Raw genomic sequence first — 24,318 nt, 5'->3', positions numbered from 1 at the left:
CCCGTTGTGGCTGTGATCCCCTTGCCGGTTGGTGGGGTGTGGGTCGTGGTCGTGGATGGGTGTTGGTTTCCGTGGTGGTTATGGTGGGAGGGTCACACCCGGTCTCATTCCGAACCCGGTCGTTAAGTCTCCTTGCGCTGATGGTACTGCCCTGTGGTGGGGTGGGAGAGTAGGTTGCTGCCACGGTTTTTCTTGGGGGAGGGGTCGTCTTTTGACGGTTCCTCCCCTTTTTTTGTGTCTGGGTTTGTGCGTTTGTGAACGGCTGGTCGGGGGTTGGTGCTGGAAGCCGGGTGGTTGCGGGGTGGGTGTGGTCGGGGGCGGGCCACCGGCCCACCGACAACCGGTGTCGTCGCCTGCGGAGAGAGTCCCCACTGGCGGGGTGGCGGTGAGGAGCCGCGCCATGTCGTAAGGTGGGGGGACGAATACTATGACGCGCTGCTCCCAGTCAAGGTGGCAGCGCTTTTGAATGTTGACGGACGGGTTGGATGACTGAGGACAGCCGATCGGGAGACCGCGAGGACTCCGGAGCTAACGACCGTAGCGGTGGCCGCTCCGGGGCACCCGACGGTCGGGGACGAGGCGATGCACCCCGCTCCCGGTCCGGCTACGGCGGTGGCAGAGACGACAGAGGCCGCGGAGGGGAACGAGGCCGCGGTCGCGATGACCGTGGCGGATACCGCGGTCGTGATGATCGTGACCGACGCGACGACCGCGGCGGCCCCCGTGCTCGGAGCGACCGAGGCGGGTACCAGGGCCGGGACGACCGCGGTGACCGCGGTCGTGATGAGCGCCGTGGCGGCTTCGACCGCCGTGGTGACCGTGGCGCGCCCCGTGGCCGGGATGACCGTCGTGACGAGCGCGGTGGGGTACGTGGCCGCGACGACCGTGGGGGCTTTCAGGGCCGCGACGACCGCGGTGGGGCCCCTCGGGGTGATCGAGGCGGATTCCCCCGTCGTGATGACCGCGGTGGTTCGCGTGGTCGTGACGATCGTGACCGTCGTGACGACCGTGGCGGGTCTCGCGGGCGCGACGACCGCCGCGACAACCGCGGAGGCTTCCAGGGCCGGGACGACCGGGGCGGCCGTGGCCGTGACGACCGTCGTGGCGGTGGCGGCTTCCGTGACGACCGCGAGAGGCGGCGTCCGCGTGAGGACCGCGACCCCGCGGACGTCGCTCCGCCGCTTCCGGACGAGGCCAGCTTCTCGCAGGTGGACCCGGACACCAAGCGCGACCTCAACTCCCTGCCGAAGTCGCTGGCCGAACTCGTCGGCAAGCACATCGTCGCCGCCGGCATGTTCGTGGACGAGGACCCCGAGCGGGCCTACGCGCACGCCGTCTACGCCCGTCGCAAGGCGTCGCGGCTGCCCAGCGTGCGTGAGGCCTCGGGTGTGGCCGCCTACACCGTCGGCAAGTGGCAGGAGGCGCTCTCGGACCTGCGCGCCGCACGGCGCATGAGCGGCCGGGACAACTTCCTGGCCATCATGGCCGACAGCGAGCGCGGGCTCGGCCGCCCCGAGCGCGCCTTGGAGATCGCCCATGATCCGGCGGCGGAACAGCTCGACGCCGCCGACCGCATCGAGCTGCGCATCGTGGCGGCGGGGGCGCGTCGCGACATGGGCGACCCCAAGGCGGCCCTGGCCGAACTCCAGGTTCCCGAGTTGAAGGAGCGGCGCGCCCGTCCCTGGGTGGCCCGCCTCTTCTACGCCTACGCCGACGTCCTGGAGGAGCTCGGTCGCGAGGAGGACGCACGCGAGTACTTCGCACGCGCGTCCTCCGTGGACAGCGAGGGCGTCACCGACGCCGACGAGCGGCTGGCCGCGCTGGAGGGCGTGGAGCTGGTCGACATCGACATCGAGGACGGCATCGTCTGGACCGACGCCGAGGAGCCCTCCGAATCCGAGGGGGACGAGGGCCCGGAGCCCGGACCCGCTCCCCGGGAACGGGACTGAGCGCACCGAATGACGCGTCGCCGGGCGGCCCCGTGCCGCTCGGCGGCGCGGTCGTGCGTCTGGACTCCCTGCCACCGGCCCACGAGTCGGTGGTGTGCCTGACCTTCCTCGGCGGTCGGCCGTTGCTGGTCCGCCACCGCGACCGGGCCTGGGAGTTCCCGGGCGGGCACACCGAGCCCGGTGAGTCGGTGGAGGACACCGCGCGCAGGGAGGCACTCGAAGAGGCCGGCGCCACGCTCGACGACGTCCGGGTCGTCGGCCACTACGTCCTGTCCAGTGGACACGTCACCGTCGTCACCCAGGCGCGGGTCAGCGCGCTCACGCCCATCACCGGTGACTTTGAGACCGTCGACGTGCGGGTGTTCGACACCCTGCCGGAGGACCTGTCCTGGCGGGACGGCATCTACGCCCATCTGCTCCGCGAACTGGGTCTGCCCGGGGCACCTTTCTAGGGCGTGTGCGGCGGACGCGCGGTGGGCCGGACGGGTCCGGGCCCCTATCCCGAGGGCCGGATGTAGAGGTCCTCGGTTCCCAACGGCTGGTAGCCCAGCCTCCGGTTGATCGCGAGCATCGGCTCGTTGACCAGGCTGTTGCCGGTGAAGGCCCGGGTGAAGCCCCGGTCCCGGGCCCGGTGCAGAGCGACGGTCTTGGCGTAGCCGGCCAGGCCGAGACCCCGGTACTCGCCCAGGGTTCCCGTCATCGCTGACTCCAGACGGGTGCCGCCGTCGGAGTGGTACCGGGTGAACGCGACCGGAGTGCCGTCCAACAGCAGCACCAGGCTCAGGTCGAGGTCGGAGAGCGGGTGCCGCCAGACGTCCTGGTACCAGTCCTCGTAGCGTGGGAGCGCCCCGGAGACCGCCCCGGGCTCGTCCTCACCGGTGATCCGGTCGAGGTCGTACAGCGTGCGAGGATCGCCCTCGTACTCCGCCCACGCGCACAGCGCGGCGCCGGACGGAGCCGGTGGCACGTCGGGGAGGTCCTCCAGGTCCAGTCCGAGGACGGCATCGGACTCGGACAGCTCGTATCCGTGCTCCCCGAGCACCCGGCGCAGCTCCGGGCCGCCGTGCTGGACCGCCTCGTCGGCGGCGGCCACGCGGAGCGCGACGGCTCCCGCCTCCACGAGACCGCGTTCGGCCGCCTCCAACAGGCGGTCCTCGACACCCGTGCCGCGATGGGCCGGGTCGACCGACATGAGGTACGTGATCCCCGAGGGCTCCTCGCCCTCGCGCCGGCGGACACGGGTGCGGACGAAGCCGACCACCGCGCCGCCGCGGTCCACCGCGACCAGCGTCGTGCGGTCCGCGTCGGCCCGCTCGCGGTCGTGGCGCCAGAGCATCGCCTCCTGAGTGAGGACCATGCTCGGGAAGGACGCGTGGACGAGGGCGAAGGCGGCGGGGATGTCATCGCGGTCCAGGGCACGGATCTGAATCGTCATGCGCCGAGGCTAGGTGAGCCTCCCGCCGCCGCGCACACTATTTTCGCGGGTCGCCGACCGCCGCGGCCTGCTCCTGTGCCAGCCGGTCCAGCCAGTGCATGATGCCCGACACGTTGGCTTCGGGCCCGGCGAGGATGTCCAGCACCGCCGCCGCGTCCTTCGAGGCGTCCTCCGGAAGGGGCTTGTACCGGGAGACCACCTTGTCGCGGACCATGGCGACCGCGTGGTCGAGGTCGCCCTGGGTGCCGTGCGACTCCCGGACGGTCTCCACCCACAGCCGCAGCTCCGACTCGGCCCGGTCGATCGTCTCCCCGACGGTGTCGACGGCACCGAAGTGGGAGAACATCAGCCGCTGGGCGTCGATGTCGCCGAACAGGCGCAGTGTGCGCAGGCAGGCGTCGAGGTCGAAGTCCGGCGGCGGTGTCGCGGGGCGCACGTCGCCGGTGAGCGGGTTGTATACGCCCAGGGCGTCACCGACGTACAGGTCCCCGGTGAGGGTGTCGACCAGGCCCATGTGGTGCTTGGCGTGGCCGGGCGCGTAGTGCGACACGAGCTTGCGGCCCGCGCCGAGGTCGATCTCCCCGGTCTCGGCCACGGAACGGATCCGGGCGGCCTCGGTGGGGGACATCCGGCCGAACAGGACGTCCAGGCGGTCGCCCCACACCATGGCGGCGCTGCTCATCAGGCGGCTGGGGTCGGCCAGGTGCCGGGCGCCGCGCTCATGGACGACGATCTCCGCGTTGGGGAACAGGGCGGCCATGTCGCCGGTGCCACCCGCGTGGTCGAGGTGGATGTGGGTGACGACGATGGTGGCGAGGTCCTCGGGCGCCAGGCCGAGCCGGGTGACGGCCTTGTGCAGGACCGGTGCCGAACCGGCGGTGCCCACCTCGATCAGGCACGGCCGCTCCGAGCGGATGAGGTAGCTGGACACGACCCCCGCGTATCCGGCGAGCATGGTGTCGATGGCGAAGATCTCGTCGCCCAGAGGGGTGATTCCCTCGGGCGGACGGCTGACGTCCACGTCGTCGTGCACTGTGAGCACCCCTGTCTTCCTCGGTCGTCCGCCGGTCACCGGGTGACCGAATCCGACTCTAGGACATCCGAGTCTCCACAGCCGGGGTCGGGGGGCCGCCGTTGTCCACAGCCGCAACGTTCGGCCTTGTCCTTCCGGCGGCCTCCGATGATCCTGGAATCAGCGCACACGCCCTCCACCCACGGCTCGGATCCGTGCCCTCTCCGCGCGGTGCGCCGGTTCTGCCGCTTCCGAGTCCTGGAGGGTCCACGCACATGCAGCACACCACCACCGCGGCTCCTGAGCGCCGCGCATCGACGCCGGAGCCCGTCGCCGCGCCGGTCCGGATCCCGGGGACGGATGCTTCCGGGCGGGGCGCTCGGTCGAGTCCGTCGGAACCGGCCACCGAATCCGCGGGTGCCCGCCCGCCCCGGCGCACCCGCCCGTCCCGCCCGAGGGGCCGATCCGGGGTACCGACCGGCCCCGGTGGGGCGCAGGCGCCCCCGTCCACCGAGAGCACGGACGGTCGGGCGCGGAGCTCGGAGGCCGCGGGGACGCCCGGGACGGTGGGCGCGTCCGGGCGCGGCACGGCTTCACGGCCGTCGGGAGCCGGGGGAACAGCGGGCACGTCGAAGAGGGCCTCGTCCCGCGCCCCCGCGGGATCGACGAAGCCGACGAAGGAGGGCAGGCGTGAGGAGTCCCCGACGGCCGAGGGGCCGAGGGCGGTCGTGGGGTCCCCGGAGGCGGATGGAGCCGCTGTGCCCGAGGACGAGCACCTCAACGAGATCGTGCTGGTGGGCCGGGTGACGGCTGCACCGGTCGTCCGGGACCTGCCCAGCGGTGATCGGCTGGTGACCTGGCGGATCTGCGTGTCCAGGCCACCGGACACGCGGTTCCGCGGCAGGCGGGTCGACTCCGTCACCTGTGTCAGCTTCGACGCGTGGGTCCACGACGAGGTGCGGGAGTGGCGACTCGGTGACGTGGTGCGGATGTCAGGAGCGCTCAGGCGTCGTACCTGGCGGGGGTTCGACGGTGTGCGGAGCGTTCACGAGGTGGAGGTCCGGAGTGCGGCGCTGGTCCGCACTGTACGGTCCGGGCGCGGGCAGGTGCGCCGGTGAGCGGGCCGGGGTCACCAGCCCAGCAGGGCCAGGGCCGCTCGTGCGGACGGGCCGGCCGGGTCCACCGAGGTGTGCGCCCACACCGCTGCGCACAGGGCGCGCAGGCCGTCGAGCCGGTCGCCGGAGCCCTCCAACCGCACTGTGCCGTCCGCGGCCGTGACGGTCCATCCGCGGCAGCGGGTGCGGGATCCGTCGATCAGCACGGCCGGGTGCGTTTCGTTCATGCCCGACACGTCCCACGCCAGGAAGCGGGGGCGCTGGTGTGCGGGGGCCGCCAGCGCGTCCGCGGCGGTGGCCACTCCGGACAGCACGAGCATGCCGGCGGCGCCGTGCGTGGTGGCGCCCTCGATGTCGGTGTCCAGCCGGTCTCCGACGATCAGCGGGTTGCGGGCACCGGTGCGCAGCATGCCCTCTTCGTGCAGGGGGCGCATGGGCTTGCCCGCCACCACCGGTTCCACGCCCGTCGCGTGGGCGATCACGCGGACGAACGAACCGTTGGCCGGTGTGATGCCCTGCTCGGAGGGTGCGGTGGCGTCGGCGTTGCTCGCCACGTAGAAGGCGCCGCGTGCGACCGCGAGCGCGCCCTGGTCGAGCAGGTCCCGCGCGATGCGCGGTGTGTAGCCCTGCACGACGGCCACCACCGATGCGGTGGCCACCGTCACGGGGCGCAGGCCCATGCGGCGTACCGCCTGGCGGAGACCGGTGTCGCCCACCACCAGCACGTCCGAACCCGTGGGGAAGCGTGTGCTGACCAGTCGGGCGGCGGCCTCGGCGGAGGTCACCACGTCCTCGGGTGCGGCCGCCACACCCAGGTGGGTCAGCTGCTCGGCGATACGTGCGGGCGTCCGGCCCGCGTTGTTGGTCACGAACGCCACGCGTGCGCCCGCGGCCCGCGCCTTGCCCACGGCCTCCGGCGCTGCGGGGACGGCGTTCGGGCCGATGTAGACCACTCCGTCCAGGTCCAGGAGCATCGCGTCGTACAGCTCGTTGAGCGGGCGGTCTGCGGCGAGCAGCGACATGGTGGAAGGCCCACTTTCGCGTGGCGGACGGGTTCGCTCTCCAGGCTAGGGCTCGCACCGCCCCGCGGCCGACGCCGGGACGCGGCATGGGGTGTGCGCTGCGTCGCACGGCAGGCTGGGCGGGCTGGTGCGCGGTGCGGTAGGTGACCCACCGGGTGCGGTCCGGGTGGGGAACCGCGTAGGAGGGCGGAGCGGTAGGGGTCGGGACGGTCGGTGTTCGGCGAGGTGGAAGGCGGTGGCCGGTCAGGGCTGGTCGAGGACGCGCATGATCAGGCCGGAGCGCGGTTTGGGGCCGAAGGAGGTGGACTTGCGCGGGGTGAGCTCTCCGCGCTCGACGATCGAGTACACGTGCTCGACGCTCATCGGAGGGACGAGCACGGCCGTGCCCGCGGTGTCGCGGGCGGCCTGGACGGCTTCGTCGGGGTCGTCGTGGATCATTCGGACCGGGCGGTCGTCCTGGTAGCCCCACAGGGGCAGCAGGACTTCCCGCAGGATCGCGGTGGGCAGGTGGCGCCAGTCGGCCGATCGGTGGGGCATGGCGCGCTCCAGCGCGGCCTCGTCGAAGTCGTGGACCAGGTGCGCGGTGCCGTCGGGTGCGACCAGGACGAGTGAGGGCTCGGGCGCCGGCTCCGGCAGGGCGCGGTCGGCGAGCGTGTCCACGGTGGCGATCTCCCGGACGGCCGCGATCGCCGTGGCGGTGTCGAGCCCGGGCAGGACCCGGTGGATCGCGCCGAGGCGCGGGGGGTGGGCCTCGCTGTCGACCAGGAAGGCGAGACCGTAATCCCAGCCGGGGTCCCGGTCGTGTTCGCGTACGGCCTGGTAGGCGTCGTAGCGGTGGTGGCCGTCGGCGATGAGTGCCGTGCGCTCGGCCAGGTCGGCGCTGATCTCGGCGTGTGCGTCCGTCGAGGGCAGCGCCCACAGGCGGTGGGTGGTCCCGTCGGAGGTGCGCGTGTCCACGAGCAGGTCGCCGTGGTGCTCGGCTGACTCGGTGATGCGTGAGGCGGCGCCGTTTCCGCCCCGGTACAGCAGGAAGATCGGTTCGAGGTTGGCGCGGGTGGCGCGCATCAGCCACATGCGGTCCAGCACCGGGCCCTGGCTCACGCTCTCGTGGCCGCGGACGGGGCCGGATTCCTTCTCGGGCAGGCGTAGGGCTCCGACCAGTCCGCGCTGGTGGTCGCCTGCGGCGGTGACCTGTTCGTAGACGTAGAGCGCGGGGGTCTCGTCCTGGGCCAGTACGCCGTCGTCGATCCATGAGCGCAGCCGCGCGGCCGCCTTGTCGTAGATGAATCGTGCCGGAGTCCCGCTGCGGTTGCCCGGCATCGTGAGGTTGAGCTGGTAGGGGACGGTGAGGTAGGCGGCGTTGTGGGGGTCCGAGCGCAGGAGTTCCCTGGTCTCCTCGGGGCCGGGGACGTCGTAGGGCGGAGCCAGGAGGTTGGCGACCTCCAGTTCACCCGAGTCCAGGGCGCGGTCGATGTCCAGGTCGGTGTAGCGCAGGCCGCGGAAGGGAGCCAGTTCGAGTGGTTGGCGTGGCATCACAGAAAACTACCTGGAGCGGTGGAGCCGTCGTCCGCGCACGGCCCGGTCGGTGGGGCGGGCTCAGATCAGCTTGCGCATGCGCAGCAGGTCGCTGACGCTGGCGTCCACCCGGACCCGGCGGGTGAACAGCGCTCTGGCGTAGTCCATGCGCTCCTCGGCCAGTTCCACCAGGTCGTCGCTGTCCACGGTGACGACGACCTGGGCCCTGGGTGCGGGTGTGCCGTCGGGGCGGTGGGTGAGGCCGACCAGGCCTTCCCGGGTCAGTCGCATGTCGAACACCGTGTCCAGGTCGGGTACGCGCACGCTCACCGAACGCTCCCGGATGTGCTTGCGGCGTTCCTCCGGGGGCTGTTCGAGGATGCGTTCGTTCAGCTTGGCGATCCCGGCGAGGCAGGCGTCGATACTGCTCATGGGCAACATCATGCCCTACCCGGCGGGCGGGGTCCGGTCGTGTGCGGGGCAACCGGGACGAATGGGGTGCCCTTGGGGGTTCGCGTGTCACAGGCGTCCCGGACCGGTAGCGTTGGCCCGTGAACCCCCCACTGCGTAGTGGCCCCTCCCTTGCTGCGCCCTTCCTTCCTCTCCTGCGTCCCATCAAGGAGCACGTGATCATGGTCGTCGACGCGGTACGCACCTATTTCGATGCCACCAGTGGCCTCACCGAGCTGTCACGCAAGGAGGCCGTCGCGGCGGCCAAGGCGTTGTTGAAGGCCAACGGGGGGGCCAGCGCTCCCGCTGCCGGGCAGGAGGCGCTGCCCGCACGTGTGGGGCAGAGCATCCAGGCTCTGGCCGGGGAGCTGATCGCGACGAACGAGGCGAACCGGACGGCCATCGCCGACCTGGTGCGTTCGGAGGTCGCGCACCAGTTGGAGCGGATGGACGTCGTGCCGCGTACCGAGTACGAGCGGGTGGTCCGCCGGGTGGCCGAGCTGGAGCGGCGGCTGGCCGCGCGGCACATGGCCGACAGGGTCCCGGTGGGCGAGGTTCCGGTGGTGGCCGCCGCGGGCGCGGTGGTCGGCGGGGCGTCCGGAGCGCAGGCGCGGCCGGCGGAGCGCGCCGCCACGGCCGCGGACCCCGACGGCTCCGGGGACGCCGCTCCGGGCGGCGCCGCCACCGGTGCCGAGGCCGGTGCCGCCGACTCCGCCGCGGAGCCCGCCGGCGAGGACGCCGGTGAGGACGCAGGAGCGGGCACCGGGTCCGAGTCCGAGTCCGGCGCCGGGTCGGCGTCGGAGGCGTCGGAGACCCCCACCGGGGGCGAGGGCGTCGGCGCCGAGCAGGGGGAGCGCGCGGCCGCGCCCCGCAAGACCACCTCGCGCAGCAAGCCGCGCACGGCCGCCAAGTCCTCCCGCGCCCGTTCGGCGCCCAAGCGCACCGCGAAGGCCAAGGGTTCCACGGGCAAGGGCCCGACGAAGAAGTAGAGTCCCAGCAGAGCACGACCACGGGGAGAGCATGGACACCGAGGACGAGGCCGCGCGGCTGGCCGAGCAGACACTCAGCAGCACCCGGGAGCGGTTGGCCGGCCTGGACGCGCGGCCCACGGCCGAGCACGTGGAGGTCTTCGACTCCCTGCACCAGGAGTTGTCCGGTGTCCTCGGCGCGCTCGGACAGGGTGCGCAGAGCTCCTGACCCCCGCGGTGTCCACCGACCCCGATATCCTTGGTAACCATGGCAAAACGAACTCGGCTCGACGCGGAACTGGTCCGCCGCGGTCACGCACGCTCCCGGGGCCACGCGGCCGAGATCATCGAGAGCGGATTCGTCCGCGTCGCCGGGATCATCGCGTCCAAGGCCGCGACCCAGGTCGGCACCGACCAGCCCATCGTCGTGCGCACGCCCGCGGACGAACCCTCCTATGTCTCGCGCGGCGCCCACAAGCTCATCGGGGCCCTGGACGCGTTCTCGCTGGACGTGTCCGGACGCAGGGCCCTGGACGCCGGTGCCTCCACCGGCGGTTTCACGGACGTGCTGCTGCGCCGCGGCGCCGCGCACGTCACCGCTGTCGACGTGGGCTACGGCCAGTTGGCCTGGGCGCTGCGCAGCAACGACCGGGTCCGTGTCATGGAGCGCGTCAACGTCAGGGAGCTCACGGCCGAGCAGATCGGTGAGCCGCGTCCCGACCTCGTCGTGGGCGACCTGTCGTTCATCTCCCTCAAGCTGGTCCTGCGGCCACTGAGGGACTGCGTGGCGGCCGACGCCGACTTCGTCCTCATGGTCAAACCCCAGTTCGAGGTGGGCAAGCAGCGGGTCGGCGCCGGGGGCGTGGTCCGTGAGCCCGCGCTGCGCGCCGAGGCCGTGGCCGACGTCGCCGCCCACGCGCTCACCCTGGGGCTGGGCACCGTCGACGTGGCGGCCAGCCCGCTCCCGGGCCCCTCGGGCAACGTCGAGTACTTCTTGTGGATGCGTGCCGACGCGTCGGCGCTGGACCCCGACGCGCTCGCCCGCGCCATCGAGGAGGGGCCACGCTAGGGCGTGTTCCGTGGATGCCGCCCGTCGCGCCGGGGCCTGGCGCGACGGGGGTGGGGCCCGTGGACGTGGCCCTGGTGAGCGTGGCGGCGTGTCCGGGGTGTCCGGTAACGTGACCCGGCCGGGTCAGCGCGAGGCTTCCCGGTCAGCACTCAGGCTCCCCGGCAGGGGAGTGAACGTAAGGGGACGGCGATGACCAGCGGACGCAGTGTCCTTCTGCTGGCGCACACGGGTCGGCCCGCGGCTCTGCGCAGCGCCGATCTGGTCCACAGGAGCCTGACCCGTGCCGGGCTCACCGTGCGCATGCTCAAGGGCGAGATCGAGGAGCTGGCGGCCGCGGGCTGTGCTCTGACCCCCGTCGAGGCGGTCGAGCCGGCCGAGGCCGCCGAGGGTGTCGAGCTGGTCATGGTCCTGGGCGGGGACGGCACGCTGTTGCGGGCCGCCGAGCTCGCCCGGCCGGCCGGGGCGCCCCTGCTCGGTGTCAATCTGGGCCACGTGGGCTTTCTCGCCGAGGCCGAGCGCGAGGACCTGGGTGCCACGGTGCGCAGTGTGGTGGACCGCGACTACGACGTCGAGGAGCGCATGACCCTCGACGTGGCCGTTTTCAACGGGGGCCGCGCAGAGGGCACTCCCACGGTGCGCACCTGGGCGCTGAACGAGGCCACCCTGGAGAAGGGCGAGTCGCGGCGCATCGTCGAGGCCGTCCTGGAGATCGACGGGCGTCCGCTGTCCCGGTGGGCCTGTGACGGGGTGGTGTGCGCGACCCCGACCGGCTCGACCGCGCACGCCTTCTCCGCGGGCGGTCCCGTGGTCTGGCCGGACGTGGAGGCGCTGATGGTCGTCCCGCTCAGCGCGCACGCCCTGTTCGCCCGGCCCCTGGTCGTGGGGCCGCACGCCACGGTGGCGCTGGAGGTGCTGCCCGACACGGCGCCGGGCGTGCTCTGGTGTGATGGACGACGTATGGTCGAATTGCCCGCAGGGGCACGAATCGAGATCACCCGTGCCGATACGCCGGTCCGGCTGGCCCGGCTGCACCGGGCGCCGTTCACCGACCGGCTGGTGGCCAAGTTCGGTCTGCCGGTCGCGGGCTGGCGCGGGAGGGTCGAACCGGGCCGGTGAGCGGGGCCGTGAGTCCCACCGGGCCGTGTCCGCGTGCGTGTGCGCGGGTGAACGCTAGTGGTGTCGACGATCAGGAGAGGGACCGGTGCTCGAAGAAGTCCGCATCAAGGGACTCGGAGTCATTGACGACGCCGTACTGGAGTTGTCACCGGGGCTGACCGTCGTCACCGGTGAGACCGGTGCGGGAAAGACCATGGTCGTCACCGGTCTCGGGCTGCTCTTCGGAGGGCGTGCCGACCCCCAGCGGGTCCGCCCCGGCGCCGTCCGCGCGGTCGTCGAGGGGCGCCTGACCGTCCCCGAGGGCGGCCGTGTGGCCACGCGTGTGCTGGACGCGGGCGGCGACATCGAGGACGACGTCCTCATCCTCACCCGTGCGGTCTCGGCCGAGGGGCGTTCGCGCGCCACCATGGGCGGGCGCTCGGCCCCGGTGAGCCTGCTCGCCTATCTCGCCGACGACCTCGTGGCCGTGCACGGCCAGTCCGACCAGCAGCGCCTGTTGCGCACCGACCGCCAGCGCTCGGCCCTGGACCGTTTCGCGGGGGAGGCGCTGCACAAGGCGTTGAAGCAGTACTCCGTGGCCTATCGCCGCCACCGCGAGGTCACGACGGAGCTGGAGGAGCTGGTGGAGCGGGCGCGCGAGCGCGCGCAGGAGGCCGACATGCTGCGTTTCGGTGTGGAGGAGATCACCGCGGCGGAGCCGCAGCCGGGTGAGGACGCCGAGCTGTTGGCCGAGGAGACCCGGCTGGCCCACGCCGACGGCCTGCGGGTCGCCGCCACCACCGCCCACGAGGCGCTGGCGGGTGACCCCGCCTCGGACGTGGAGGTCGACGTGGCCGCCCTGCTGTCGGCGGCGCGCCAGGCGGTGTCGGCGGTGCGCGAGCACGACCCGGACCTGGCCTCCATCGGCGACCGGTTGGACGAGGCCTCCTACATCCTCACCGACGCGGCCACGGAGCTGGCCTCCTACGCCGAGTCGGTCGACGCCGACCCGGCGCGCCTGGCGGCCGTCCAGGAGCGCCGTGCGCTGCTGACCCAGCTCTCGCGCAAGTACGGTGCGACCACCGACGACGTCCTGGCCTGGGCCGAGAACGCCGCCAAGCGGCTGGCCAACCTGGAGGGGGACGACGAGCGGATCGAGGTCCTGCGCGCCGAGGCGGAGGACCTGCACGAGCGGTTGGAGTCCTCCGCTCAGGAGCTCACCCGGATCCGTACCGAGGCGGCCGAGCGGTTCGGTTCGGCGGTCACCGAGGAGCTCACGGCGCTGGCGATGCCGCATGCCCGTGTCAGCGTGCGCATCCAGACGGGTGAGGAGTTCGGTCAGCACGGCCGTGACGAGGTGGAGCTGCTGCTGGCGCCCCACCCCAGTTCTCCGCCGCTGGCCCTGCACAAGGGTGCCTCGGGCGGTGAGCTCTCGCGGGTGATGCTGGCCATCGAGGTCGTCTTCGCCGGGGCCGATCCCGTTCCCACGTTCGTCTTCGACGAGGTCGACGCCGGGGTGGGCGGCAAGGCGGCCGTGGAGATCGGTCGGCGTCTGGCCCGGTTGGCCCAGCGGGCCCAGGTCATCGTGGTCACCCACCTGCCGCAGGTCGCGGCGTTCGCCGACGCGCACCTGGTGGTGGAGAAGTCCACTGAGGGCCTGGTGACCGAGAGCGGTGTGGTCCGTCTGGACCGCGACGGGCGGGTGCGGGAGCTGTCCAGGATGCTGGCCGGGCTGGAGGACTCCGAGCTGGGTCGCGCCCACGCCGAGGAGCTGCTCGGCAACGCCGACCCCGAGCGCGCCTACCCCGCGGCCTGAGCGCCGCCCGCGCGGGTGTAGGCGCCGGGTGCGGGTGGGTAGGGGTGGTGGGAGGTCGCTGCGGGTGCGCTGGTGGGCTCGCGGGGGCGCCGGAGTCGCTCCGCGGCGGTGGAGGAGTGTCTAACACGCCGACCGATCAGCTGTTGTGACTCACCGTAGTTGAGTTCTGACAGTATTCCTGCGATGAAGGTATCGGACGCGCTCAGCGCCACAGTCATGCGGTTCCGTCGCACTCGGGCGGACGCTCCCTCCGGGCTGGTCGCACCCGTCCGCTCGGACCGCCGCACCAAGAACCTGACCAAACGGCTGCGCCCCGGCGACATCGCGGTCATCGACCACGTCGACCTCGACCGGGTGAGTGCCGAGGCCCTGGTCGACTGCGGGGTGTCGGCGGTGCTCAACGTCGCTCCCGGTATCAGCGGCCGTTACCCCAACCAGGGGCCGCAGTTGTTGGTGGAGGCGGGCATCCCCCTGGTGGACGAGGTCGACCCGGAGGTCTTCGTCCGGGTCCGCGACGGCGAACGCCTCCGTCTGGACGGCGGGGGGCTCTACCGCGGCGACGAACCGGTGGCGCTCGGCCGGATCCAGACCCCGGAGTCGGTGGCGTCGGCCATGACCGAGGCCCGGGCGGGCCTGGCCACCCAGTTGGAGGCCTTCGCCGCCAACACGATGGCCTATTTGCAGCGCGAGCGCGATCTGCTGCTGGACGGGATCGGTATCCCGGCCATCGAGACCGACATGGAGGGCCGCCATGTCCTCATCGTGGTCCGCGGGTACCACTACCGGGAGGACCTGGCCGCGCTGCGGCCCTACATCCGCGAGTTCCATCCGGTCATCGTCGCCGTGGACGGGGGCGCCGACGCGGTGATGGAGGCCGGGTACCGGCCCGACATCATCGTCGGCGACTTCGACTCGGTCTCCGACCAGGCGCTGACCAGCGGCGCCGAGCTGGTCGTGCACGCCTACCGCGACGGGCGGGCGCCCGGGATGCCGCGGCTCACCGCCCTGGGCCATACCGCGGTGGTCTTTCCCGCGACCGGCACGAGCGAGGATGTGGCGATGATGCTCGCCGACGGTTCGGGTGCGGCCCTGATCGTGGCGGTGGGCACGCACGCCACGCTGGAGGAGTTCCTCGACAAGGGCCGGTCCGGTATGGCCAGTACCTTCCTCACCCGGCTCCGGGTGGGCGGCAAGCTCGTGGACGCCAAGGGGGTGAGCCGCCTGTACCGCTCCCGGATCTCGCCGTGGGCGCTGTTGTTGCTGGTGGCCGCGTCCCTGTTCACGATCGTCGTCGCCGCCTACAGCTCGCCCGCCGGGCAGGTCTACCTCACGTTTCTCGCGGCGCGCTGGGACGCGTTCTCCTACTGGTTGACGGGGCTGTTGACGTGATCGATTTCCGCTATCACCTGGTGTCCATCATCGCTGTGTTCCTCGCTTTGACCGTGGGCCTGGCGTTGGGCACGACCATGCTCCAGGACCCGCTGCTCAGCACCCTGCAGTCGGAGACGGACGACCTGCGCGGCCAGAGTGAGGAGCTGCGTCTGGAGCGCGACGAGGCCGAGCGCGTCAACGAGGGGGCCGACGAGCTGTCGGAGGCGGCGGCGGAGGACCTGCTGGAGGACCGGCTGCGCGGCCTGGGGGTGGCGGTCGTGGTCGCGCCGGGCGCGGACGAGGACATGGCGGCGCCCCTGTCCGCCCGGGTCGAGGACGCCGGGGGCGAGGTCGTGGGCCGGATCGTCTTCACGGAGGAGTTCCCCGACCAGGCCAACGAGGCGTTCGTCGACGAGCTCGCGGTGCAGGTCTCGGCCGAGGCCGCGGAGATGGCGGGCGGGGCCTACGCCAGGTCCGCGGCGCTGATCGGCGGAGCGCTGGCCCGGGACGGCGACGACGGGGAGGGCGACGACGGGGACGGTGGTGACGGGGACGGCGGGAGCGGGCCGGAGTCCGACGGCGAGGAGGGGTCCGGGGACCGGGAGGACGAGGGTTCCGGCGACGGGGACGGAACCGACCCCGACGCTGTCCTGTCCGCCTACTCCGAGGCCGACCTGCTCGTCGTGGAGGGCGACCCCGCGGGGGCCGCGGACGCCGTCCTGGTGGTCGCGCCCTCCGTCGACGGTGTCGAGGGCGACCCCGAGCGGACCAACACCGTGGTGGCCACGGTCGCCGAGACCCTGCGTGAGGAGGTGGGCCCCACCGTCCTGGCCGGGGACACGCGTTCGGGCCGGGGCCAGGGCCTGATCGCGCAGGTGCGCGTCCACGAGCCGGACTACGCGACCGTCGACGTCGCGGGGCGGCCGATGGGCGACATCGTCACCGTGCTGGCCCTGGCCGAGGCGCTGGAGGGCGACGGGGCGGCCTACGGCGTGGGCGAGGGCGTGGAGGGCTTCGTGCCCTCACCGCTGCCGGGTCCGCGTTCGGAGGGTTCGGAGGACTCGGACGGGGACGGCGAAGCCTCCGAGCGGCCCGACGACGAGGCCCGCCGGGCCACGGTCGGGGAGTGACGTTCGTGATCGAGCACGCGATCCGGCTGGTGCGCGCCGGCGCCGGTGCCGGCCGGCCGCGCCGCGAGCGGGCCGGCTCCCGTCCGCGGTACGCCTTGCAGGGTCTGGCGGGCGCCGCTCTGGGCGCCGTCGCGGCCAAGGCCGCCTACACCCTGCTGACCCGGCCCGGTACGGAGCCGGCCGGGGCGGGGCCGACGGGGCAGCGGTCCGGTCCCGTGCCGTCCGGCGGCGTCCGGGGAGGGGACCGCTGGCTCAGGTCCAACTTCCGCGGCCGCAGCGTCACCCTCCAGGAGGGGCCCGCCCTGGCCTCGGCCGTGTGCGCCGCCAGTCTGTTCACGCCGGGTCTGGGCCCGCGGGTGCGGGCGGCCAGCGCGCTGGCCGCCGCCGGGGCCGCAGCGTTCGGTGCCTACGACGACCTGGCCGGAACCGTGCGGGCCCGCGGGCTGCGCGGCCACCTCGGCGCGTTGGCCGACGGGCGGGTCACCACCGGCGCGGTCAAGGTCCTGGGTATCGGTGCCACGGGGGTGGCGGCCGCCGCGCTGCTGCGGCGCCCGCTCGTGGACACGGTCCTGGACGGTGCCCTCATCGCCGCCAGCGCCAACCTCGTCAACCTCTTCGACCTGCGTCCGGGCCGGGCGGCCAAGGTGTGCCTGATCGCCGCCGCACCCGCGCTGGCCTCGCCCGCCGCGCCGCTGCTGGGGCCGGTGGTGGGCGCCGCCGCCGCGCTGTTGCCGGACGACCTCGCCGAGCGCTCGATGCTGGGCGACACCGGGGCCAACGCGTTGGGTGCGGCCCTGGGGCTGGCCGCGGTGGCCCGTGCGCCGCGTCCGCTGCGGGGGGCCCTGCTCGGCGGCGCCGTCGCACTGACCCTGGCCAGCGAACGCGTCAGCTTCTCCCGGTGCATCGACCGTGTGCCGGCCCTGCGCCGACTCGACCAATGGGGAAGAACCGCGCCGGAGGCGTCCGTTGAGGGTGGCGGTGGGCGACGGGTGGGAAGGACCGCGCCGGAGGCGTCCGTTGAGGGTGGTGGCGGGTGAGCCCGGCCCCCGGCCCGGTCGCGGAGTGACGCGGGGGGTCGGCGCGGCCGCGGTGCTCATCGCGGTGGTCACCGTCGGGGCCCGCCTGGCGGGGTTCGGTCGCACCGTGGTCTTCTCCCAGACCGTCGGCGACACCTGTCTGGGGACCGCCTACGTCACCGCCAACCAGTTGCCCGCCGTGCTGTTCGAGATCGTCATCGGCGGCGCCTTGACCGCCGTGGTGGTGCCGGTGCTCGCCGCGGCCGCGCACCGGGGCGACCACGAGCAGGTGCGCTGGACGGTGTCGGCCCTGGTCACCTGGGTGCTGGTGCTGGCGGTGCCGCTGTCGGCCCTGATCGCCCTGGTGTCGGTGCCCGCGATGGCCCTCATGCTCGGCCAGGGGACCGGATGCGACCGCGCCGCGCTGCTCGCGCTCGCCGCGCGCATGCTGGTGGTGTTCGCTCCGCAGGTGGTCTTCTACGGGCTGGCCGCGGTGCTCTACGGGGTGTTGCAGTCCCACCGCCGCTACCTGGCTCCCGCGCTGGCGCCCCTGGTGTCCAGCCTCGTGGTGATCGGCGTCTACCTGGCGTTCGTGCCCCTGGGCGCCGACCACCGCCAGGACATCGGCGGCCTGTCGAGTGCCGCGGAGCTGACGCTGTCGGCGGGCACGACGCTCGGGGTGTCGGCGCTCTTCCTCACCGTGCTGGGACCCGCCGCCCGGCTGCGGGTCCGTCCGCGACCGCGCCTGGCGTTCCCGCCGGGGGTGGGGGAGCGGGTCCGGGCCCTGGCCGCGGCCTCCCTCCTGCCTCTGGTGGCCATGCAGGTGAGCCTGCTGCTGTCGGTGGCGTTGGCGAACTGGGGAGGGGGTTCCGGGGCGGCCGTGCTCTACACCTACGCCTGGGCGCTGTTCACCCTGCCCTACGGCGTGATCGCGGTGCCCATCGCCACGAGCGCCTTCACCGCGCTGTCGGTCGCGCACGCCGAACAGGACCATGTCCGGTTCGCCGCTCTGGTCTCGGGGTCGGCGCGGGCCTGCGTGGTGGTCACCGCGGGCCTGGGCACCGCTCTGGCCGCCGCGGCGGGTCCGGTGGCCGCGGTCTTCGCCCAGCAGGACGCCCTGCCCCTGGAGCGCGCCCTGCTGGCCTACGCGCCGGGGGTCGTGGGCTTCGGCCTGGTGGCCCTGTTGAGCCGTACCCTGTTCGCCTCCCACCGGGGCCGGTCGGCCGCCCTGGCACAGGTCGTCGGATGGCTGGTGGTGATGGTCTGCGCGGTGGTACTGGTGTGGGCGGGCCCGCCGGGCTGGGCCATCGCGGCCCTGGGCGGGGGGAGCACGATCGGTCTGAGCCTGGCCGCCGTCCTGCTGTGCGTGGCGGTGGTCCGCGCGCACGGGCGCGCCGCCCTGGGCGGGCTGGCGCGGTCGCTGGGGGCGGCGGCGGCCGGCGGTGTCGTGGGATGGTGCGCGGGGCGTGCTCTGGTGCCGGTCATGCCGGTGGACGGTGTGGGGCCGACGCTGGGGGCCGCGGTGGCGGCGGCGACGGTGGCGCTGGTCGGTTACGCGGTGGTGGCCGCCGTGGTGGACCGGGCGGCGGCGGGCGCCGTCGCCGGCCGGGTCAGGAGCGCACTCGAGAGTCGAAGGGGGAAGCGGTGAACGGCAGGATCGCGCTGGTCGTGGGGACCAGTACTGGAGGTGTCGGCCGCCATGTCCGCTCGCTGGGCGCGGGTCTGGTCCGCAGGGGGATGCGGGTGGCCGTGCTCGGTCCGGCTTCGGCGGAGCGGGAGTTCGGGTTCACCCGGGAGGGGATGCGGTTCTCTCCGGTGCCGATCGGGCCGTCTCCGTCGTGGTCGGACCCCGGGGCGGTCATGCGGCTGCGTGCCCTGGTCCGCGGCGCGGACCTGGTGCACGCGCACGGTCTGCGGGCGGGCGCTCTGTGCGCCCTGGCAGGGTTGGCTCCGCTCGTGGTGACCGCGCACAACGCCCCGCCCGCGGTGCGCGGGCCGCTCGCGGCGGCCTACCCGGCGCTGGAGCGCCTGGTGGCTCTGCGCGCCGAGGTGGTCCTGGGGGTGTCGGGGGACCTGGTGCGCCGTCTGCGAGCCGCCGGGGCCCGCGACGCGCGGATGGCCGTGGTCGCGGCGCCGTCCACGGGCACGCCGTTCAACGGGCGCGAGGCCACCAGGGCCGACCTGGGTGTGCTGCCGGAGCGGCCGCTGGTGCTGACCATCGCCCGTCTGGCGCCGCAGAAGGGCCTGGGCACCCTGTTGGAGGCCGTGCCCCTGATCGCCGACCGGCGGCCCGAGCCGGTGGTCGCGATCGCGGGGGACGGGCCGTTGTGGGGCGAACTGCACGATGCGGCGGCCGAGCTGCGCGGCGACGTGCGCATGCTCGGGCACCGTTCGGACGTGGCCGACCTGCTGGCGGCGGCCGACGTGTTCTGTCTGACGAGCCAGTGGGAGGGGCCCTCGCTGGTGATCATGGAGGCTCTGCGGGCGGGTCTGCCCGTGGTCTCCACCCGGGTGGGGGGTATTCCGGACCTGTACACCGGGACGGTGCTGATGGTGCCGCCGGGCGATTCGCGCGCCTTCGCCGCGGCGGTGGGACGTGTGCTGGACGAGCCGGGGCTGGCCGAGGACCTGCGCTCGCGTTCGCGCAGGGCGGCGGCGGCCCTGCCCACCGAGGACGACGCCGTGGAGGCGGCGGCCGCAGTGTACAAGGCGGTGACGCAGGGGTGAGTGGCGCCGCCGGCGCCGGCCCGGTGCCTACGGAGTGTGTCCTGGCGGTAGCGGGTCTGTAACGCCCGGGTGCGGTGAACGCCACCGTGGCGGTGACTTCCCTGGAGAGGATTCTGCTGGCATGCTTGGTGGGGTTCCGGTATGGGCCGATCGGCGGAAGGTACCGGTATCCTTGCATGTCACGTGAGGGGAGTATCCCTGTCGCGACGGTGCCGTCATCACGGAGGACAACGACGTACTCCCGGTTCCGTCGGTCCGAGCCCGGTCGGCTCGGGCGGGAGAGACCTCCGGTACTCGATCGTGCGCGCACTACGTCCGCGCGCGCCTACCGGAGGAGAATCCACCCGTGAACGTTCCCTTGTGGGTCTGGGCTGCCACGATCGGTGCCATGGTCGTGATCCTGGTCATCGACCTGGCCATCGTCGACCACCCCTGGAGCAAGAAGAGCGGCCCCAAGGAGTTCGGGGTCCGCCAGGCGGCCTGGTGGGCGGCCTTCTACATCGGCATCGCCATCGTCTTCGGCTTCGGGGTGATGTACTTCGGCGGTTCGGCCGCAGGAGCCGAGTACTTCGCCGGGTTCATTACCGAGAAGAGCCTGAGCATCGACAACCTCTTCGTGTTCTACCTGCTCATGGGCGCCTTCGCGGTGCCCAAGAAGTACCAGCACGAGGTCCTGCTCATCGGTATCGTCATCGCGCTGGTCATGCGCGGTGTCTTCATCGTCCTGGGCGCGCAGGTCATCAACGCCTGGAGCGAGGTCTTCTACCTCTTCGGCGCCTTCCTGATCTACACCGGGTACAAGATCGTCCGCGACCACGTCAAGGGCGATGAGCACCAGACCGACTACACCCAGAACCCGGCGGTGAAGCTGGTCGGCCGGTTCTTCCCGGTGACGGAGGACTACCACGGCGCGCACATGTTCGTGCGCCTGGACCAGCGCCTGCACGTCACTCCGATGCTCATGGTCATCGTCGCCATCGGTGTCATCGACCTGGTCTTCGCCGTCGACTCCATTCCGGCGATCTTCGGTCTGACCCAGGACGCCTACATCGTGTTCACGGCGAACGCCTTCGCGCTGCTGGGCCTGCGCCAGCTGTACTTCCTGCTGGCGGGCCTGATGGACCGCCTGGCCTACATCAGCTGGGGCCTGTCGGCGATCATGCTGTTCATCGGTGTGAAGATGATCCTGCACGCCCTGCACGAGAACGGTGTCCACGTGATCGACATCGGGATCGGCGCCTCGCTGACGGTCATCATCGGTGTCATGACGGTCACCATCGTCGGCAGCCTGGTCAAGTCCTGGGTGGACGATCGGCGCCGTGCCGCGGTGGAGGCCGCGCGGGAAAGGGACACCACGGCCGACCGCTCCTGATACCGGACGGCTCCCGGTGCGGGGCCTCGAAGTCGTCTCCCGAAAACAGCCCGAATCGAACACGTGTTCGTCTATAGTGGTGGTGTTCCGGCGCTCAGCCGTCGGGGCACCACCACTTTCCCGTGTTGGAAGAAACCGACGTCGGTGGTCGTTAGTCTTGTCGGACGGGGTGGCGGACGGCTGTGACCGCGCCCCTCAACGGCCCGGATCCGCGGCCCTGCGCGGCCGCCGGAGGCCTTCGACCGCCACACCGCGAAGACACACGGGTCCAGCCGACGTCGCGTGACGCGGCCCGTCTCCTGTGCGCCCAAGCCGAAGGATGTCCTACTCGATGGTCGAACAACTGGTAGTCCGGGGAGCCCGCGAGCACAACCTCAAGGACGTCTCGCTGGACCTCCCGCGCGACTCCATGATCGTGTTCACCGGCCTGTCCGGCTCGGGCAAGTCGTCGCTCGCCTTCGACACGATCTTCGCCGAGGGCCAGCGGCGCTACGTGGAGTCCCTGTCCGCCTACGCCCGGCAGTTCCTCGGGCAGATGGACAAGCCGGACGTGGACTTCATCGAGGGCCTCTCGCCCGCGGTCTCCATCGACCAGAAGTCCACCAGCCGCAACCCCCGTTCGACGGTCGGCACGATCACCGAGGTCTACGACTACCTGCGCCTGCTGTGGTCGCGCGTGGGTGTACCGCACTGTCCCGAGTGCCGACGCGAGATCGCCCGGCAGACGCCGCAGCAGATCGTCGACCGCGTCCTGGAGATGACCGAGGGCACGCGCTTCCAGGTCCTGGCGCCGGTCGTGCGCGGGCGCAAGGGCGAGTACCTGGAGCTGTTCAAGGACCTGCAGTCCAAGGGCTACACCCGTGCCGTGGTCGACGGCGCCGCCGTGCGCCTGGACGAGGCGCCCAAGCTGGGCCGCTACGACAAGCACGACATCGCCGTGGTCGTGGACCGCCTCTCGGTCAAGGACACCGCGCGCGGACGCCTGACCGACTCGATCGAGACCGCGCTGAAGCTGGCGGGCGGCACCATCGTGCTCGACTTCGTCGATGTGGAGGCCGACGACCCCGAGCGCGAGAAGGTCTTCTCCGAGCACCTGTACTGCCCCTACGACGACCTGTCCTTCGAACAGCTCGAACCGCGCTCGTTCTCCTTCAACGCCCCCTACGGCGCCTGCCCCGACTGCTCCGGGCTGGGCACGCGGATGGAGGTCGACTCCGAGCTGCTGGTCCCCGACCCCGAGCGGACGCTGTCCGAGGGCGCTCTGGCCCCCTGGTCGGGGGGCTCCACCAGCGGCTACTGGGACCGCATCCTGCAGGCGCTGGGCGAGGCCCTGGGCTTCGACCTGGACACGCCCTGGGAGCGGCTGTCCCGGCGCGCCCGCAAGGCGATCCTGGAGGGCCACGACACCCAGGTGCACGTGTCCTACCGGAACCGGTACGGGCGCAACCGCTCCTACTACACCGAGTTCGAGGGCGTCATCCCCTGGGTGAAGCGGCGCCACTCCGAGACCGAGAGCGACTACGGGCGCGAGCGGCTCGAGGGCTACATGCGCACGGTGCCCTGCCCCACCTGTGAGGGGACGCGGCTCAAGCCGGTCGTGCTGGCGGTGACGGTGGGCGGGAAGTCCATCGCCGAGGTCGCGCAGATGTCGCTGAGCGACAGCGCGGAGTTCCTGGCCGGGATCAAGCTGTCCGAGCGCGACATGGTCATCGCCGCCCAGGTGCTCAAGGAGATCAACGCGCGGCTGGGCTTCCTGCTCGACGTGGGCCTGGACTACCTCAGCCTGGCGCGCTCCTCCGGTTCGCTCTCCGGCGGCGAGGCCCAGCGCATCCGGCTCGCCACCCAGATCGGCTCCGGCCTGGTGGGTGTGCTCTACGTCCTGGACGAGCCCTCCATCGGCCTGCACCAGCGCGACAACGCCCGGCTGCTGGAGACCCTCCAGCGGCTGCGCGACATCGGCAACACGCTCATCGTCGTCGAGCACGACGAGGACACCATCCGCGCCGCCGACTGGGTGGTCGACATCGGCCCCGGCGCCGGCGAGCACGGCGGGCACGTCGTGGTGTCGGGCATCGTCGACGAGCTGCTGACCTCCGACACCTCGCTGACCGGCGAGTACCTGTCCGGGCGGCGCGCCATCGCGGTGCCCGACACCCGGCGCCCGCTCACCCGGGGGCACGAACTCGTGGTCCGCGGGGCGCGGGAGAACAACCTGGACGGCATCGACGCCGCCTTCCCGCTCGGCGTGTTCACCGCCGTCACCGGGGTGTCCGGGTCGGGCAAGTCCACCCTGGTCAACGAGATCCTGTACAAGGCGCTGGCCAAGGAGCTCAACGGCGCCAGGGAGGTGCCCGGACGGCACCTGCGGGTGAACGGCACCGGCAAGGTGGACAAGGTGGTGCACGTCGACCAGAGCCCGATCGGCCGTACGCCGCGGTCCAACCCGGCCACCTACTCCGGTGTGTTCGACCACATCCGCAAGCTCTTCGCCCAGACCACCGACGCCAAGACGCGCGGGTACCTGCCGGGGCGGTTCTCGTTCAACGTCAAGGGCGGCCGGTGCGAGGCGTGCTCGGGCGACGGCACGCTCAAGATCGAGATGCAGTTCCTGCCGGACGTGTACGTGCCCTGCGAGGTGTGCCACGGAGCCCGCTACAACCGCGAGACGCTACAGGTGCGCTACAAGGGCAAGAACATCTCCGAGGTGCTGGAGATGCCGATCTCGGAGGCCCTGGAGTTCTTCGAGCCGATCAACGCCATCCGCCGCCACCTGCAGACGCTCACCGATGTCGGTCTGGGGTACGTGCGGCTGGGCCAGCCCGCCACGACCCTCTCGGGCGGTGAGGCCCAGCGGGTCAAGCTCGCCGCGGAACTGCAGCGCCGCTCGACCGGCCGCACGGTCTACGTGCTCGACGAGCCCACCACCGGTCTGCACTTCGAGGACATCCGCAAGCTCCTGGGCGTGCTCAACCGGCTGGCCGACACCGGCAACACGGTGATCGTCATCGAGCACAACCTCGACGTCATCAAGACCGCCGACCACGTCATCGACATGGGCCCCGAGGGCGGTTCCGGCGGCGGCCAGATCATCGCGCAGGGCACGCCGGAGGAGGTCGCCGCGGTCGCGGAGTCCTACACCGGGCGGTTCCTGGCCAAGCTGCTCTGACACCCCGTCCGCGGTGTGGCCCGGCCTCCGCGCCGGGCCACGCGTGTTCGGGGCGCCCGGCGGTCCCCGGGGGAACGTGGAATGTGCGAG

21 protein-coding genes and 1 rRNA gene are annotated in these 24,318 nt (G+C 72.5%); 16 read left to right on the top strand and 6 right to left on the bottom strand.

Annotated features, from left to right (window positions below; translation table 11 throughout):
• The first annotated feature begins 70 nt into the window (after nt 1-70).
• A 5S ribosomal RNA gene (gene rrf, locus M1P99_RS02075) occupies nt 71-186 on the top strand.
• Nucleotides 187-425: 239 nt separating this feature from the next.
• Here rrf and M1P99_RS02070 read toward each other — a convergent pair.
• Nucleotides 426-1,277: a hypothetical protein gene (locus tag M1P99_RS02070; RefSeq protein WP_304450999.1), complete on the bottom strand. Its 852-nt coding sequence runs from the start codon at nt 1,275-1,277 to the stop codon at nt 426-428.
• On the opposite strand from M1P99_RS02070, the gene M1P99_RS02065 reads away from it, so the two are divergent.
• On the top strand, nt 1,209-1,949 hold the full coding sequence (locus tag M1P99_RS02065) for a M48 family metallopeptidase (protein ID WP_304450998.1): 741 nt from the start codon (nt 1,209-1,211) through the stop codon (nt 1,947-1,949). The genes M1P99_RS02070 and M1P99_RS02065 overlap by 69 nt on opposite strands.
• Before the next feature lie 53 nt (nt 1,950-2,002).
• Nucleotides 2,003-2,401, top strand: a complete 399-nt coding sequence (locus tag M1P99_RS02060) for an NUDIX domain-containing protein (RefSeq protein WP_304455534.1) — start codon at nt 2,003-2,005, stop codon at nt 2,399-2,401.
• A 44-nt stretch (nt 2,402-2,445) separates the two neighbouring features.
• Here the strand turns inward: M1P99_RS02060 and M1P99_RS02055 are convergent, their stop codons facing one another.
• Together M1P99_RS02055 and M1P99_RS02050 are read right to left on the bottom strand one after the other, a co-directional pair.
• Nucleotides 2,446-3,384 (bottom strand): GNAT family N-acetyltransferase, encoded by a 939-nt coding sequence (locus M1P99_RS02055; protein WP_304450997.1) that lies wholly within the window; start codon nt 3,382-3,384, stop codon nt 2,446-2,448.
• Nucleotides 3,385-3,421: 37 nt separating this feature from the next.
• A complete protein-coding gene (locus M1P99_RS02050; protein WP_304455533.1) occupies nt 3,422-4,417 on the bottom strand; it encodes an MBL fold metallo-hydrolase in 996 nt (331 codons plus the stop codon).
• A 737-nt stretch (nt 4,418-5,154) separates the two neighbouring features.
• On the opposite strand from M1P99_RS02050, the gene M1P99_RS02045 reads away from it, so the two are divergent.
• Complete coding sequence (locus M1P99_RS02045; protein WP_304450996.1) at nt 5,155-5,514, top strand: single-stranded DNA-binding protein; 360 nt, start codon at nt 5,155-5,157, stop codon at nt 5,512-5,514.
• 11 nt (nt 5,515-5,525) lie between these two features.
• On the opposite strand, the gene M1P99_RS02040 is transcribed toward M1P99_RS02045, so the two are convergent.
• The 3 genes from M1P99_RS02040 to M1P99_RS02030 form a co-directional block, all read right to left on the bottom strand.
• Nucleotides 5,526-6,533 carry an HAD-IIA family hydrolase gene (locus tag M1P99_RS02040; RefSeq protein ID WP_304450995.1) on the bottom strand — a complete coding sequence of 336 codons (1,008 nt, stop codon included), beginning with the start codon at nt 6,531-6,533 and terminating at the stop codon, nt 5,526-5,528.
• 243 nt (nt 6,534-6,776) lie between these two features.
• Nucleotides 6,777-8,066, bottom strand: a complete 1,290-nt coding sequence (locus M1P99_RS02035) for a DUF1015 domain-containing protein (RefSeq protein ID WP_304450994.1) — start codon at nt 8,064-8,066, stop codon at nt 6,777-6,779.
• A 63-nt stretch (nt 8,067-8,129) separates the two neighbouring features.
• On the bottom strand, nt 8,130-8,480 hold the full coding sequence (locus M1P99_RS02030; RefSeq protein ID WP_304450993.1) for an SCP2 sterol-binding domain-containing protein: 351 nt from the start codon (nt 8,478-8,480) through the stop codon (nt 8,130-8,132).
• A 119-nt stretch (nt 8,481-8,599) separates the two neighbouring features.
• Here M1P99_RS02030 and M1P99_RS02025 point away from each other — a divergent pair, with 119 nt between their 5' ends.
• The 12 genes from M1P99_RS02025 to uvrA all read left to right on the top strand — a co-directional run bounded on the left by M1P99_RS02025 (nt 8,600) and on the right by uvrA (nt 24,228).
• Nucleotides 8,600-9,487 (top strand): membrane fusogenic activity family protein, encoded by an 888-nt coding sequence (locus M1P99_RS02025; RefSeq protein WP_369696488.1) that lies wholly within the window; start codon nt 8,600-8,602, stop codon nt 9,485-9,487.
• A 31-nt stretch (nt 9,488-9,518) separates the two neighbouring features.
• Nucleotides 9,519-9,695 (top strand): hypothetical protein, encoded by a 177-nt coding sequence (locus M1P99_RS02020; protein ID WP_304450992.1) that lies wholly within the window; start codon nt 9,519-9,521, stop codon nt 9,693-9,695.
• A gap of 39 nt (nt 9,696-9,734) precedes the next feature.
• Nucleotides 9,735-10,535 (top strand): TlyA family RNA methyltransferase, encoded by an 801-nt coding sequence (locus M1P99_RS02015; RefSeq protein ID WP_304450991.1) that lies wholly within the window; start codon nt 9,735-9,737, stop codon nt 10,533-10,535.
• Nucleotides 10,536-10,724: 189 nt separating this feature from the next.
• The gene (locus M1P99_RS02010) at nt 10,725-11,651 is read left to right on the top strand and encodes an NAD kinase (protein WP_304450990.1); all 927 of its coding nucleotides are present in this window, start codon (nt 10,725-10,727) and stop codon (nt 11,649-11,651) included.
• Nucleotides 11,652-11,736: 85 nt separating this feature from the next.
• Nucleotides 11,737-13,446: a DNA repair protein RecN gene (gene recN / locus M1P99_RS02005; RefSeq protein ID WP_304450989.1), complete on the top strand. Its 1,710-nt coding sequence runs from the start codon at nt 11,737-11,739 to the stop codon at nt 13,444-13,446.
• Between the two features lie 216 nt (nt 13,447-13,662).
• Nucleotides 13,663-14,835 carry a putative cytokinetic ring protein SteA gene (gene steA / locus M1P99_RS02000; RefSeq protein ID WP_304455531.1) on the top strand — a complete coding sequence of 391 codons (1,173 nt, stop codon included), beginning with the start codon at nt 13,663-13,665 and terminating at the stop codon, nt 14,833-14,835.
• On the top strand, nt 14,832-15,947 hold the full coding sequence (locus tag M1P99_RS01995; protein WP_304450988.1) for a copper transporter: 1,116 nt from the start codon (nt 14,832-14,834) through the stop codon (nt 15,945-15,947). Before steA ends, M1P99_RS01995 begins: the two co-directional genes overlap by 4 nt.
• Before the next feature lie 95 nt (nt 15,948-16,042).
• A complete protein-coding gene (locus M1P99_RS01990; protein ID WP_304455530.1) occupies nt 16,043-16,984 on the top strand; it encodes a hypothetical protein in 942 nt (313 codons plus the stop codon).
• A 25-nt stretch (nt 16,985-17,009) separates the two neighbouring features.
• Nucleotides 17,010-18,611 carry a murein biosynthesis integral membrane protein MurJ gene (murJ, locus tag M1P99_RS01985; protein ID WP_304450987.1) on the top strand — a complete coding sequence of 534 codons (1,602 nt, stop codon included), beginning with the start codon at nt 17,010-17,012 and terminating at the stop codon, nt 18,609-18,611.
• Entirely contained in the window at nt 18,608-19,690 is a 1,083-nt protein-coding gene (locus M1P99_RS01980; RefSeq protein WP_304450986.1) for a glycosyltransferase family 4 protein, read from the top strand. Before murJ ends, M1P99_RS01980 begins: the two co-directional genes overlap by 4 nt.
• Nucleotides 19,691-20,036: 346 nt before the next feature.
• The gene (locus M1P99_RS01975; protein ID WP_304450985.1) at nt 20,037-21,062 is read left to right on the top strand and encodes a TerC family protein; all 1,026 of its coding nucleotides are present in this window, start codon (nt 20,037-20,039) and stop codon (nt 21,060-21,062) included.
• A gap of 331 nt (nt 21,063-21,393) precedes the next feature.
• On the top strand, nt 21,394-24,228 hold the full coding sequence (gene uvrA, locus M1P99_RS01970; RefSeq protein WP_304450984.1) for an excinuclease ABC subunit UvrA: 2,835 nt from the start codon (nt 21,394-21,396) through the stop codon (nt 24,226-24,228).
• Nucleotides 24,229-24,318: the final 90 nt, after the last annotated feature.

The sequence above is a fragment of the Nocardiopsis sp. YSL2 genome, from assembly GCF_030555055.1.
Classification (GTDB): domain Bacteria; phylum Actinomycetota; class Actinomycetes; order Streptosporangiales; family Streptosporangiaceae; genus Nocardiopsis.
This window is presented reverse-complemented; position numbering and strand designations above follow the sequence as displayed.

Excerpts from the sequence above, each read along its gene's own strand:
- M1P99_RS02055 (WP_304450997.1), bottom strand. The coding sequence starts at position 3,384 with ATGACGATTCAGATCCGTGCCCTGGACCGCGATGACATCCCCGCCGCC.
- M1P99_RS02040 (WP_304450995.1), bottom strand. The coding sequence starts at position 6,533 with ATGTCGCTGCTCGCCGCAGACCGCCCGCTCAACGAGCTGTACGACGCG.
- M1P99_RS02035 (WP_304450994.1), bottom strand. The coding sequence starts at position 8,066 with ATGCCACGCCAACCACTCGAACTGGCTCCCTTCCGCGGCCTGCGCTAC.
- M1P99_RS02030 (WP_304450993.1), bottom strand. The coding sequence starts at position 8,480 with ATGAGCAGTATCGACGCCTGCCTCGCCGGGATCGCCAAGCTGAACGAA.
- M1P99_RS02020 (WP_304450992.1), top strand. The coding sequence starts at position 9,519 with ATGGACACCGAGGACGAGGCCGCGCGGCTGGCCGAGCAGACACTCAGC.
- M1P99_RS02015 (WP_304450991.1), top strand. The coding sequence starts at position 9,735 with ATGGCAAAACGAACTCGGCTCGACGCGGAACTGGTCCGCCGCGGTCAC.
- M1P99_RS02010 (WP_304450990.1), top strand. The coding sequence starts at position 10,725 with ATGACCAGCGGACGCAGTGTCCTTCTGCTGGCGCACACGGGTCGGCCC.
- steA (WP_304455531.1), top strand. The coding sequence starts at position 13,663 with ATGCGGTTCCGTCGCACTCGGGCGGACGCTCCCTCCGGGCTGGTCGCA.
- uvrA (WP_304450984.1), top strand. The coding sequence starts at position 21,394 with ATGGTCGAACAACTGGTAGTCCGGGGAGCCCGCGAGCACAACCTCAAG.